Origin of the sequence: Enterococcus sp. AZ140, from assembly GCF_051714405.1 — a bacterium.
Taxonomy (GTDB): Bacteria; Bacillota; Bacilli; order Lactobacillales; family Enterococcaceae; genus Enterococcus_B; species Enterococcus_B pernyi.
Genome location: NZ_JBIORU010000001.1, coordinates 974,582 through 987,709, shown reverse-complemented (window position 1 = coordinate 987,709; position 13,128 = coordinate 974,582). Strand labels below are relative to the sequence as shown.

15 protein-coding genes are annotated in these 13,128 nt (G+C 39.2%); 1 reads left to right on the top strand and 14 read right to left on the bottom strand.

Annotation, left to right across the window (positions count from 1 at the left end; genetic code table 11):
* Position 1: 1 nt before the first annotated feature.
* The 8 genes from fabZ to fabT form a co-directional block, all read right to left on the bottom strand.
* On the bottom strand, positions 2-421 hold the full coding sequence (fabZ, locus tag IGJ39_RS04685; RefSeq protein ID WP_010735872.1) for a 3-hydroxyacyl-ACP dehydratase FabZ: 420 nt from the start codon (positions 419-421) through the stop codon (positions 2-4).
* A 19-nt stretch (positions 422-440) separates the two neighbouring features.
* A complete protein-coding gene (accB, locus tag IGJ39_RS04680; RefSeq protein WP_317742961.1) occupies positions 441-920 on the bottom strand; it encodes an acetyl-CoA carboxylase biotin carboxyl carrier protein in 480 nt (159 codons plus the stop codon).
* A 2-nt stretch (positions 921-922) separates the two neighbouring features.
* Positions 923-2,158 (bottom strand): beta-ketoacyl-ACP synthase II, encoded by a 1,236-nt coding sequence (gene fabF, locus IGJ39_RS04675; RefSeq protein WP_195339093.1) that lies wholly within the window; start codon positions 2,156-2,158, stop codon positions 923-925.
* Positions 2,159-2,170: 12 nt separating this feature from the next.
* Entirely contained in the window at positions 2,171-2,908 is a 738-nt protein-coding gene (fabG, locus tag IGJ39_RS04670) for a 3-oxoacyl-[acyl-carrier-protein] reductase (RefSeq protein ID WP_195339094.1), read from the bottom strand.
* A gap of 10 nt (positions 2,909-2,918) precedes the next feature.
* Positions 2,919-3,839 carry an ACP S-malonyltransferase gene (gene fabD / locus IGJ39_RS04665; RefSeq protein ID WP_066025709.1) on the bottom strand — a complete coding sequence of 307 codons (921 nt, stop codon included), beginning with the start codon at positions 3,837-3,839 and terminating at the stop codon, positions 2,919-2,921.
* A 109-nt stretch (positions 3,840-3,948) separates the two neighbouring features.
* A complete protein-coding gene (locus IGJ39_RS04660; protein ID WP_010735877.1) occupies positions 3,949-4,173 on the bottom strand; it encodes an acyl carrier protein in 225 nt (74 codons plus the stop codon).
* A 54-nt stretch (positions 4,174-4,227) separates the two neighbouring features.
* A complete protein-coding gene (locus IGJ39_RS04655) occupies positions 4,228-5,190 on the bottom strand; it encodes a beta-ketoacyl-ACP synthase III (protein ID WP_010735878.1) in 963 nt (320 codons plus the stop codon).
* A 9-nt stretch (positions 5,191-5,199) separates the two neighbouring features.
* Positions 5,200-5,640 carry a fatty acid biosynthesis transcriptional regulator FabT gene (gene fabT, locus IGJ39_RS04650; RefSeq protein ID WP_104775537.1) on the bottom strand — a complete coding sequence of 147 codons (441 nt, stop codon included), beginning with the start codon at positions 5,638-5,640 and terminating at the stop codon, positions 5,200-5,202.
* Positions 5,641-5,949: 309 nt separating this feature from the next.
* On the opposite strand from fabT, the gene IGJ39_RS04645 reads away from it, so the two are divergent.
* Positions 5,950-6,906, top strand: a complete 957-nt coding sequence (locus tag IGJ39_RS04645) for a GIY-YIG nuclease family protein (RefSeq protein ID WP_065096195.1) — start codon at positions 5,950-5,952, stop codon at positions 6,904-6,906.
* Between the two features lie 30 nt (positions 6,907-6,936).
* Here IGJ39_RS04645 and IGJ39_RS04640 read toward each other — a convergent pair whose 3' ends face one another.
* From IGJ39_RS04640 to IGJ39_RS04615, 6 genes are all read right to left on the bottom strand, one after another.
* Positions 6,937-7,167, bottom strand: a complete 231-nt coding sequence (locus IGJ39_RS04640; protein ID WP_010735881.1) for a YkuJ family protein — start codon at positions 7,165-7,167, stop codon at positions 6,937-6,939.
* An 85-nt stretch (positions 7,168-7,252) separates the two neighbouring features.
* The gene (locus tag IGJ39_RS04635; RefSeq protein ID WP_010735882.1) at positions 7,253-8,140 is read right to left on the bottom strand and encodes an NAD(P)-dependent oxidoreductase; all 888 of its coding nucleotides are present in this window, start codon (positions 8,138-8,140) and stop codon (positions 7,253-7,255) included.
* Between the two features lie 87 nt (positions 8,141-8,227).
* Positions 8,228-9,451 carry a glycosyltransferase family 4 protein gene (locus IGJ39_RS04630; protein WP_019724512.1) on the bottom strand — a complete coding sequence of 408 codons (1,224 nt, stop codon included), beginning with the start codon at positions 9,449-9,451 and terminating at the stop codon, positions 8,228-8,230.
* A 23-nt stretch (positions 9,452-9,474) separates the two neighbouring features.
* Entirely contained in the window at positions 9,475-10,515 is a 1,041-nt protein-coding gene (locus IGJ39_RS04625) for a glycosyltransferase family 4 protein (RefSeq protein WP_065096196.1), read from the bottom strand.
* A gap of 164 nt (positions 10,516-10,679) precedes the next feature.
* Complete coding sequence (gene ptsP, locus IGJ39_RS04620; protein WP_019723966.1) at positions 10,680-12,407, bottom strand: phosphoenolpyruvate--protein phosphotransferase; 1,728 nt, start codon at positions 12,405-12,407, stop codon at positions 10,680-10,682.
* Positions 12,407-12,673 (bottom strand): phosphocarrier protein HPr, encoded by a 267-nt coding sequence (locus IGJ39_RS04615; RefSeq protein ID WP_002287602.1) that lies wholly within the window; start codon positions 12,671-12,673, stop codon positions 12,407-12,409. The genes ptsP and IGJ39_RS04615 overlap by 1 nt, the downstream gene beginning before the upstream one ends.
* Between the last annotated feature and the right edge of the window lie 455 nt (positions 12,674-13,128).

Sequence of the window (13,128 nt, the reverse complement as noted above, 5' to 3'; positions counted from 1 at the left end):
CCTATCCAATCATAAAGGTTAATTCAGCTTCAGCAACTTTTTTGCCGTCCACTTTTGCAATTCCTTTGCCTATTCCTGCAGAAGACTTGATTTTAGTGATTTCCACTTCTAATATCAACGTATCTCCAGGAGTCACTTTTTTACGAAACTTCGCTTTATCTAATCCGCCAAAGTAAGCAGTTTTTCCTTTGAACTGTTCCAATGATAATAGAGCTACTGCTCCTGCTTGGGCCATCGCTTCTACGATCAATACCCCCGGCATCACAGGTTCTTCTGGAAAATGTCCTTGGAAAAAAGGTTCATTGATCGTCACATTTTTTTTAGCAACGATCCGTTCGCCTTCGACGATTTCTTCCACTCGATCAATCAGCAACAGCGGATAGCGATGAGGGATGATTTCTTTGATTTCTTGTATATTCATAGGTCTGGTTCTCCTTGGCTTAATTTGGTTGGATGATAAAGAGTGGTTGTCCGTATTCTACGACTTCTTCATTGTCGATCAAGATCGCAACGATCTCACCATCGACATCACTCGTTACTTCGTTCATCAATTTCATTGCTTCAATGATACAGATCACTTCACCCTTAGCGACTTTATCTCCTACTTTTTTGAATGCTGGTTTGTCAGGAGATGGTTGTAGATAGACGATTCCAACGATTGGTGATTTCACTTCAGTCCCATCAATTGTCGGCGCAACTGCTTCTGGTTGAACAGAATGGCTTTCTTCTTTTGGTAAAGCCGGTACAACTTGTTGAGGTTGTGGTTCAGAAGCACTCGTTGTTGGTACTGTTTGCCCCATTCCCCGACTCATTTCATTTTTATTCATATATAATTCAAATTGTCCGTCTTTCAAGTCAAATTCTGTTAAAGTTGACTGATCAAATTGACTGACTAATTCTTTGATTTCATTGATCTTCAACATTATTCCTCCCAGCGTTTCATACATAGTACAGCATTATGTCCACCAAATCCTAATGAATTACTCATGGCATAAGACAGTTCAGCTGGTTTACTTTCGTTGATCACAACGTTCAGATCGATTTCAGGATCTTGTTTTTCAACATTGATGTTTGGTGGAATAAACTGATGCTCTAACGCCATCAAAGTGGCAAGCGCCTCAATCCCACCTGCAGCACCTAATAAGTGACCAGTCATTGATTTCGTACTGCTGACATAGGTTTCTTTGAAAGAGTGTCCTAATGCGATTTGAATCGCTTTAGCTTCTGCTTGATCATTTGCAGGTGTACTTGTTCCGTGTGCGTTGATATAGCCCACTTCTTTTGCATCGATCCCGGCTTCTTCCATCGCCAATTTCATTGCTTTTGACGCACCAGAACCATCTGGTGTTGGAGCTGTCATATGGTAAGCATCACAATTTGAGCCGTAACCCACGACTTCACCATAAATTTTTGCGCCACGAGCTTGTGCATGCTCCAGTGATTCAAGGACTAATACTCCTGCCCCTTCACCCATAACAAAACCATTACGGTCTTCATCAAATGGCATCGAACCACGTTCAGGATCTGTCGATGTTGACAAAGCAGTCAATGCCGCAAATCCGGCGATCCCCATTTCACAGATTGTTGCTTCTGTTCCACCTGCAAGGATGATATCGGAATAACCATGTTTGATGTTGCGGAATGCTTCACCAATCGCATTCGTTCCACTGGCACAAGCGGTCACGATCGACGTACAAATTCCTTTCGCCCCTACACGCAACGCAATATTACCAGCTGCCATATTGGCGATCGACATTGGAACAAACATTGGTGATACACGATTGGCTCCTTTGTCGTGCATGCGGATGACTTGGCTTTCGATCGTTGGTAAACCACCAATCCCAGAGCCAACGATAACGCCAAAACGATCTTGGTTGATCGTTTCTTTTTCGATCCCACTCATCGTCAATGCTTCCATCGCAGCATAAATGCCATAGATTGAAAACATATCCATCCGTTTGCTATCTTTTTTTACAAAGTATTTATCAAAAGGAAAGTCTTTTACTTCACCTGCTAAAGTGATTCCTGTATCTGTTGCATCAAATTTTGTGATCGGTGCAATGCCATTCGTCCCAGCTTTTAAACTAGCTAAAAAACTATCTGCATCATTACCGATCGGTGAAGTGACTCCATAACCTGTAATTACTACTCGATTCATAAATTTTCCTCCCTATCCGTGCATGACCAATCCGCCGTCAACATTGATGACTTGCCCTGTGATATACGAGCTTTTCGCTAAGAACAATGCGGCTTCCGCAATATCTTCCACTTGGCCGAAATGTTGCATTGGAATTTGTTTTTCTGCTTGTTCTCTTACTTTTTCGGATAATACATCTGTCATATCTGTAGTGACAAACCCCGGAGCAATCACATTACATGTGATTCCTCGTGTGGCAACTTCTCTTGCCACAGATTTAGTAAAACCGACAACTCCTGCTTTACTTGCTGCATAATTGGCTTGACCCAAGTTACCGATCAATCCTGAAACACTTGAAAGATTGATGATCGCGCCTTCTCTTTTTTTCATCATTTTCTTTAACACGTGCTGTGTCATATTGAAAGTTCCTGTTAGATTGATATCCAAACATTTTTTGAAATCATCTGCATCCATACGTAAGACAAGTTTATCATTCGTAACTCCCGCATTATTGACCAAAATATCGACAGAACCCAGCTGCTGTTCTGCTTCTTTGATCATCTCTCCTGCTTTATCATAATCGGAGATATCACCTGAGATCCCTACACATTCAACCCCATGCGCTTTGATCGCATTGATTTTTTCGGCTGGGATCTCTCCACGACCATTTAAGAAGATGTTTGCGCCTGCTTTGGCAAAGGCTAAAGCGATTGCTTCACCAATTCCTCGTGTACTGCCTGTAATAAATACATTTTTTCCAGTTACGTCCATAACTTGCCTCCTATGACAATCGATTGATTGTTTCTTCAAATGTTTGTTGATTCTCCACACGTGCAACGGCGATCGACTTGTCGATTTTTTTCATAAAGCCACTTAATACTTTACCGGGCCCGACTTCGACCACTTGGTCGATTCCTAAATCTTTAAGTTTTTCGATACTTTCGTAAAAACGAACGGGTTTCATCACTTGTTGTTCAAGTAAACCTGGGATTCTTTCTTTCGTCATGATCTCTGTCGTGGTGTTGCTGATCACAGGTATTTCAGGTTCTGAAAAAACGATCTTGCTTAGTTCCTCCGCTAATTGTCTAGCAGCAGGTTCTAAGATTGCTGTATGGAAAGGGCCACTTACATTGAGTGGGATCATTCGTTTGATCCCTTGTTCTTGTAATAGTGCTACCGCTTGATCCACTGCTTTTTCTTCGCCTCCGATGACGATTTGCTGGGGTGTATTGTAATTTGCAGGGGAAACGATCCCCATTTCTTCCGCCTGCTTACAACAGCTCTCGATAACATCTACCGGTGCATTCATCACAGCTACCATTTTCCCACTACCGGTAGGTGCAGCGTCTGTCATAAACGTGCCTCTTTTTTCGACCAATGCGACTGCTTCACTAAAGGAGAGCGCACCACTGGCTACTAAAGCAGAATACTCACCTAAACTAAGCCCTAAAACGGCTTGAGGAGTGATCCTATGTTCTTTCAGCAAACGATAGAACGCAATGCTGACAGTCAAAATAGCCGGCTGCGTATAGATCGTTTGATCCAAACGTTCATTTGTTGAAAAACAAAGCTCCGCCATATCATAGCCCAAGATCTGACTAGCTTCATCAAAAGTCTGTTTCACGATGGGTTCATGGTAGAGGTCTTGACCCATTCCTTGGTATTGTGCACCTTGTCCGCTAAATAAAAATGCTGTTTTCATCATAGTCTCCAATTTATATTCAGGATAGATAGCTTTTTGTTTCATTTAAAAAAAGGCTAAGACATTCCTTTTTCGGAAAATGTCCCAGCCCCCAACCTAATCTTGATGATTATGCAGTTTGTTTTTCAACATAAGTGACTAAATCTTGAACTGTTTTGATGCCGTCTTCTGTTTCGATTTTCACATCAAATTCATCTTCGATCTCGTTGATGATTTGGAATAAATCCAAGCTATCTGCTTCAAGGTCTTCTTGGATGTTTGTCGTTAATTTGATTTCTTCTGTGTCTTTCCCTAATTCTTCCGCAATGATTTCTTGAATTTTTTCGAATACCATATGATAATTCCTCCGATATTGTTTCTTTATTTTATATTTTTTATTTTTATCAGTTTATAGTTCCATGAGGATACTTCCCCATGTCAATCCTCCACCATAACCTGTAAATACCACTTTTTGTTTTTGACCTAAGGTAATTTTTCCGCTTTCTATCGCTTCATCTAAAAGAATCGGGATGCTTGCTGCGGAAGTATTGCCATATTTATCCATGTTCGTTAGGAATTGCTCCTGGGGAATTTTTACCTTGCGAGCAATCTTTTCGATGATTCGTAAGTTTGCTTGATGCAAAAGCAGATAATCAACAGGTGTGTCTTGAATGAGTTCCTTGATGTTCATCGCGACGTCTCTTACAGCAAAGTCAAAAATATCCCGTCCAACCATTTTTAAATAGTAAGAACCTTCTGAATCTTTCGTGTATAAAGGCGATTGATTTGGTAGATAGCCAGAAGTAAGAGATTGCGCACGCGAACCATCTGCCGCTAGCGATTCTCTCAATAATTTTTGATCTGAGCCAGCTTCTAACAAAATCCCACCAGCACCATCACCAAACAAGACAGCGGTTGAACGATCCGTCCAATCGATCAGTTTAGATAATGTTTCGCCACCAATTACTAAACCTTTCATTGAGCCACAGCGAATCAGTTTCTCTGCAACACTCAAGGCATAAACAAATCCTGAACATGCGGCACTGATATCAAAGGCGATTGCTTTGGTTGCGCCGATCCTTCCTTGAACTAAAGTTGCGACAGAAGGCGATGTATAATCAGGCGACATCGTAGCAACGATAATAAAATCGAGTTCCTTTGGATCGAGTGTTTTTTTCTTTAGTAATTTTTCGGCAACGAGGTAACACAAATCGGAAGTCTCCTGCTCGGTCACACAATGTCTCTCTTTAATTCCTGTACGGGATGAAATCCATTCATCCGAAGTGTCCATCATTTTTGAGAGATCATCGTTTGTGATGATTTTTTCCGGTAAGACACTTGCCGTTGCTGTGATCGTTCCAAATTGTTCCATTAAACTTCCTCACTTGTAATCTCGCAAGAAATCATGCAAGTTTTTCAATGCAGACAGCAAAGCTTGTTGTTCGTCGGCAGCCATACCATCCATAATGTTTTTGACCATTTCACGATGGAAATGCTGATGCACGCGGTAAAGTAACTTACCTTTTTTGGTCAACCCCAGCTTCACCACTCGTCGGTCGTCTTCACTACGGATACGCTCAACGTAGCCTTTCCTAACTAACTTGTTGATAGCAGTGGTCAAGGTCCCAACAGTAATCGACAGTTCTTTGGCTACTTCTGAAGTTGTCTTTTTCTTGTACATACCGATTGCCTCGATCGTATGCATCTCTGTAATCGACAGATCTTTGAATTGTGACTTTTTTAATTCGGATTCTTCGATCGTCAAAATATCATTGAAGACACTAACGAGATAATCATTTACTGTATTAAAATCAGGTTCCATGTTCCACCATCCACTAAAATTAGTTTGATTATCAAATCTTTTGATGTTCAAACTATATCTTAACTTTTTTCAAAATGCAACCTTTTAACTAGATTTTTTTGCATTATTAATTTTTTTTAATTTTAAATTTATGACAAAATGCTTTAATATCAACCTTTAAACCTCTAAAAATTAAAATAAATGAATAAAAAAATATTTTGATTATCAAAGTATCTCTATAATTTATTTATAAAATATAATCCCTTTTATTGTTCATTTTTTTAAATCTGTTATAATCTTTTTAGTTCAAATTCAATTAGGGGAGCGCTTATGCACTTAAAAGAGAAAGTAAAAAACCTACCTTTATTACCTGGTGTTTACTTGATGAAAAATAGCGATGGAAAAATTATTTATGTGGGGAAAGCTAAAAATTTAAAAAATCGCGTAAGTACGTATTTTCATCAAAATAAACAACACTCGAAAAAAGTCTTGCGCTTAGTTCGTTCGATTGCAGATTTTGAGATCGTTGTCGTTGATACTGAACTAGATGCCTTATTATTAGAGTGTCAATTGATCCAACACTATCGTCCTATCTACAATCGTCGGATGAATTATTTTGACAACTATAACTATTTACATATTCAATCCGATGGTCTTTTTCTCACGAATATTCCTACCGCAAGAACTTATGGCCCTTTTCGTCTTTATAAAAAAATGCCTAGTATCCTTCGAATCATCGAAGAAAACTATCAAATGCCTTGGCTTTCTGAAATCAGTCATTTGGCGTTACAAGTTCAACTTCCTGAAATGAAGGCATTGAGCTTTGACCAAAAAAAGAAAGAGATCCAAGGTCTGTTGCAAGGAAGAAACAAGAAATTGTTAGGCTATTTAAAAAAACGACAATTACATTTTATTAACCAGCTTAATTTTGAGAAGGCGGCTATTCTACAACGAGATATCGAATTGATCACCTACTTTACTGGTCGGATACAAGAACAAAAAAAATTTTTACGAACACCGAGAATCACATTGAGCATGCCGTTAGCTAGCGATGAGACCAAGATCAAGCATTTCTTGGTTTCCTACGGTCAAGTGGCTGATACAACGATCACAGAACCTGGACAAGCGCCTCATTTCTATTATGAAAAAGACAATAGGTTGTCACTCAAGCGACAACTGTCTCAAGAAGAAATCGATCCTGTTCAAATCTTGATCAGCTACCAACGTAAACTGGCAAAAGACGAACAGGAAACAAAAAAAGAGTCTGGAATCCAACGCATTGGTTGAATCCCAGGCTCTTTTAGCTAGCTCGAAATCTTATTGAATCAAATCATAGATCTCCATCGCAACGATATCGATATTGTCGAATTCGTATTGTTGATGTGTGTCTGTTTCAGTTAGTTCAAATGTTTCTGTCGCTTTATCATAAGTTACGGTGCATTTTTCTACGCCCTCTTTTTCAAAACGACGAACTTGCAGCTCATTGTCTGCTGATTCGACCATAGCCTCCAGTCGTTTAATGATTGCGACTAATTGTGAATGTGCCATCGGAGGTCCTCCTTTTCTTAGTTCTGTTATATTGTATCAAAAGCATCGTCGACTTGCATTGATTTTCTCCAAAAAAACTAGTTTTTTAGGATTTTTTTTTCGGCTGTCTGCCATCTTCCCACCAAAGCTTGATCAATGCTTGTGTTCCATCGTTCTCAAAACCCTTTTCTGCTAACTTCTCATACAGCTTTCGGGCTTCTTTGGTTGCTGGTAAGTCCAACCCTACTTTTTCTGCTTCGGCTAAAGCAATCTTCAAATCTTTGATAAAATGTTTGACAAAAAATCCTGGCGTATAGTTCTCTTGTAAAATACGAGGTGCATAATTACTTAATGACCAGTTTGCAGCACTACCGCCTGAAAGTGTGGCAATCACTTTTTCTAAGTCTAAGTCAGCTTTCTGTGCGTAAACAAGCATCTCTGTCATACCAGTCATTGTTCCGGCAATCATGATCTGGTTTGCCATTTTTGTATGTTGTCCTTTTCCAGCTGAACCATGTAACGTAAATGTTGTTCCAAACTCACGAAATAGTGGTAATACTTGCTCGTAGACATTCTCTTTTCCACCCACCATGATCGTTAAGGTGCCATTTTTTGCACCTAGATCGCCTCCTGAGACAGGGGCATCTAAGGCATCCGCTCCAAGCTCTTGTGCGCTTGCTGCAATTTTTTCAGCAAGTGTTGGCGTACTTGTCGTTAAATCTATGACTGTTTTTCCATTTATAGCTGCTTGGAAAATGCCTTTCTCACCATAATAGATTTCTTCCACATCTTGAGGATAGCCAACCATTGTAAAGATAACTTGGCTCATCTCAGCTACTTCTTGTGGACTATCTGCCCATACTGCCCCTTCTTCCATAAGTGGCGCAGCTTTTGCTTTCGTACGATTATAAACAGTCAGTTCGTGGCCAGCTTTTTGTAAATGACGAACAATCGCGCTTCCCATAACTCCTGTACCGATAAAACCAATTTTCATCTTTTGCCCTCCTAAACGATAAAATCCTTGTTTCTATGCTAGTATACGCTAGAAACAAGGATTTTTTTAGGATTATTCACTGTTTTTTTATCTTTTGAAAGAATTTAATTTAATTTTAATCCGTTCGATGGATGCTTCTTCTTCTTTTTTACGCATCTCTTCTTTGTAATACACAAGCATATCTTCATAAAATTCGATCATTGATTGACCAAAATGAGTAGCTGAGATCTCGTAAAGTTTCTTTTCAAACACTTCTGGATCTTTTTCAACTTTGCTTTCAATATAATCAATAAGTGCAGGTGCAAAGTCTTCATCTCGTTCAAATGTTCGGCCAAGGGAAGCATGATCAAATAAACGATTCAAATAATCATTTCCTTCAACTACACATGGTGTACCAGCCGCCATTGCTTCTGTATACGTCAATCCTTGTGTTTCTGATGTCGACGCACACACAAAATAATCAGCCGCACGATAATAGAACGCGACGTCATTGTTATCGACTTCCCCAGTAAATTGAACCGCATCAGCTAAATCCAGCGACGTGATCAGTTCTTTTAGTTGCTCAACATAAGGTCCGTTTCCGACTATGACTAGTCGTGCATCTGGATAGTGTTTGATGACTTCTGGAAACCCTTGGATTAACGCTTGGATATTTTTTTCGTAAGAGATTCGACTTAAAGATAAAATCATCAAGCCGTTTTCCTTGATCCCTAATGAAGTGCGTAGCTCTTTGATTTGTTCTTGTGTGATTTCTGGACGTTTGAATTTGTCTATATCGATCCCAGTCGGTATCACTCGTAATGGTGCTGTCACCCCATAACTTCGCAATGTTTCGATGACACGCTCACTCGGGCAAACCACACCTGTCGTATGGTTCACAAATAGACGAGATAAGTATTTGACATGGGATTGTCGAATCACTTTCCCTTTTGCAATATAATGCAGGTAATCTTCATACATCGTGTGATACGTATGGATCGATGGGATCTTTAATTTTTTTGCGACCATCTTGCCAAGAACACCCGCCCCAAACTCAGTGTGCGTATGGATAAGATCTAACTCTAATTCTTTTGCCACTAAATAGGCGTACCACATTCCTCGTACCACTACTCGGCGTTCTTTAAATGATACAAAAGGAACACTTGGCATACGAATTACATCTTTTTCTAACTTGTCTGCATTGGGATCTGTTGTCGTAAATATATACACGTCATGTCCCATTTTTTCGAGTTCTTCTTTTAATGTCTTGATCGATGTAGCAACACCACTTACCTGTGGAAAATAGGTATCGGTAAAAAAGCCGATTTTCATCTTTTTTCGCCTCCAAACTACCTTTATTTTGATTCTTGCATTTGTTCATCTGAAGAATCGGATGCCTTTAGCACTTGTTGATAAACGGATTGAAGTTGTTCACCAATTCTTTTGATACTTCGTTCTTCAGCCGTTTGATAGCCAGATTCAACTAAACTAGGTACTTCATGTTGAATGATTTTTTGAATGAGTTGTGAAAACTCTTCATTGTTTCGCCCCATATAACAATTTTTTTGATCTTCAAGCCAACCATCATAGACTGGAATATCACGTACTAACACATTTTGTTTACTTGCTAAAGCTTCCAGTACGACAATACCTTCCGTTTCTTCATAAGAAGGGAAAAAGAACAGATCCGCTCCTGAGTATGCTCCTTCGATGATCTCTCCTCGAATATAGCCTGGAAAAATGACATTATCGGGATGATCTTCTTTCACGATTTTTCGGATATTACTTGGGATCGAATACATCGGTACATGACCAAACCAGATGAATGTATATTCCGGTAATTGTTTGGCTATTTCAACAAAATCGATGATTCCTTTTCTTGCAAAGAACAGTCCTACACAAATAATCACTTTTTGATCAGGTGAAAGATTGAAATACTCCCTGAATTTTTGTTCTTTGACAGGGTCTGGTTGGTACTTTTCCAAATCGATCCCATTGGAAATCGATTGAATCGGTAAATCGATACCATAACTTTGCAATAATTTTTTTGAATATGGGGTTGGTGTAATCAAGTAATCTGCCTTTTCATACAATCCGACTAAATATTTTTTTACAAATGGTGCTAATTGATTCGAACCGATAAAGGAATTACGAAAATCCTCCTCCGTTGAATGCGCATGATAAATTATTTTTTTACCATTTTTACGCGCTTTGTTGACCATGTTGTGACTATTGATACCATATGTATTGATGTGCAAAATATCATAGTCTTCCTTACTATCTAAAGTATAGGAGATCCCTACATCTTTAAGCGCACGCTTTTGATGATCAAGTGCACGACCAATGCCGGACTTAGAAAGTATCTTCTCACTTTCAAAATATAATAATACCTTCATCTACGTTCCCCCTCACTCTTATATTATAACACAGCGTGAAAGCTGTCACTCAACCTTAAGTCCGATTTTTTCCCAACAAACTTGTAAGTTGGAACGGAACTTTATTTATTATTGCAAGAAGACAAAAAAACAGGCACAGCAAAATACTGTGCCTGTTCTAAAAATCAAGCTAGATATTCATTAACAAGTTCTACGACTTCTTCCATTGTATCGCACTCATTTAGGGCACGATCCGCTAGTTCAGCCATTTTGCTTGTATCTAAACGTTTCATCAAGCTACGTGTTTTTAAGATCGATGTTGCACTCATTGAGAACTCATCTAATCCCATACCTACTAGTAAAGGAACAGCCATTTGATCGCCGGCCATTTCTCCACACATACCAGCCCATTTACCTTCAGCATGTGCTGCATCAATGACGTTTTTGATCAAACGTAGAATTGATGGGTTGTATGGTTGGTACAAGTAAGAAACACGTTCGTTCATACGGTCAGCTGCCATTGTGTATTGGATCAAGTCGTTTGTTCCTACTGAGAAGAAGTCAACTTCTTTAGCAAATTTATCCGCAATAACGGCTGCAGCTGGAATCTCGATCATGATCCCTACTTGGATCGAATCAGAGACTTCAATGCCTTCATTTACTAATTTTTGTTTTTCTTCTTCAAAGATTGCTTTTGCACCACGGAATTCTTTTAGTGTAGCAACCATTGGGAACATGATACGCAAGTTTCCATGTACAGAGGCACGTAATAACGCACGCATTTGCGTACGGAACATATCGTCACCTTGTTCTGACAAGCTAATACGTAATGCACGGTATCCTAAGAAAGGATTCATTTCATGCGGCAATTGCAAGTATGGTAATTCTTTATCTCCACCGATATCCATTGTACGAACAACGACAGGTTTTCCTTCCATTCCTTCCAATACTGCTTTGTAAGCAACGTATTGGTCTTCTTCAGTAGGAAAATCTGGTGAATCCATATAAAGGAATTCAGTACGATAAAGTCCAACTGCTTCACCACCATTGTTGTGTACACCGACTAAATCTTTAGGTGTACCAATGTTGGCTGCTAATTCAAAGTGTTTGCCATCGGCAGTCACTGTCTCAGCATGTTTCAGTTTTTCCCATTCTGCTTTTTGTGCAGCATAATCTGCGCCGATTTTTTCAAATTCGGCTTTTTGTTCTGCTGTTGGCTCAATGACTACATCGCCTTCGATCCCATTAACAGCTAACATTACGCCTTCTTTGACCTTCGCAGTGATTTCTTTTGTTCCAACGATTGCTGGAATTTCAAGAGAACGAGCCATGATTGCAGAATGCGATGTACGTCCACCGATATCTGTTACAAAAGCTTTTACGAAGTTACGATCTAATTGAGCAGTGTCACTTGGCGTCAAATCATGCGCCACGACAACCACTTCTTCATTGATCATTGAAGGGTTTGGTAAAGTCACACCTAATAGATGTGCTAAAATACGTTTTGCAACGTCACGAATATCTGCTGCACGTTCTTGCATGTAAGCATTATCTTCCATTGCTTCGAACATACCGATATACATATCCGTTACTTCTTTAAGAGCTGATTCAGCATTTACACTGTTATCTTTGATGTTTTGTTTGATTTGACCTATCATTTCAGGATCTGAAAGAACCATTAAATGTGCGTCAAATACTTGCGCTTCTGCTTCACCTAAGCTTTGCGCTGCTTTTTCACGAATTTGTTGTAATTCTTCAGTTGATTTTGCTAAAGCATCATCTAAGCGAGCTTCTTCAGCTGAAGTATCCTCAACTGTCGTCTTACTGAATGATAAATCCGGTTGAACTAGCAGGTAAGCTTTTGCAACGGCTACTCCGTCACTAGCGGCGATCCCTTTTAGCATTTCAACCATTATTCAGATAAGCCTTCTTTCTTCATTGTTTCAACGATAGCTGCCATAGCGTCAGCTTCGTCAGCACCTTCAGCAGTGATAGTAACGTCAGAACCTTGACCTACACCTAAAGACATAACGCCCATGATAGATTTTAAGTTTACTGATTTACCTTTATACTCTAAGTTTACATCAGAGTTAAATTTGCTTGCTGTTTGTACTAATAGTGTAGCTGGACGTGCGTGGATCCCAGTTTCTGCTACTACGTGAAATTCTTTCTTTTCCATATTAATCGGTCTCCTTTAAGTGAGTGTTGTTTTTATGTGAGGGTTTTCTTTTTTAGCAATCCATGATAGAACTAATCAGATGAACCCTTTCATCTGTAAAGATTACCATTTTTTTTCCTTAGATACAACAGTTTTCATTTAAATTGAGAGAAAATCCAATAAAGTATTCTGTAGAAGTGTTTCATGCATAGTGACGATTATTCCTGTTTTAATAAATTCTATGTTTTTTTATATCTCATGAATCGTTTGACCAATCATTGTTTGTCGAGTAATTGAACAATTCACGAAATTTCAGCTAGATCCCCTACAGATTCGTCGACAACTTAAGGTTCTTACCCAAATGTTTTGTCACATTGCCTGAACAAAAGAATCAATTGCTTGCGTCAATTCAAAAAATTAGTATAATAAAATTAAATGGTCAGTAATGGTCAACAAGGTATGACTTTTACCAGGTT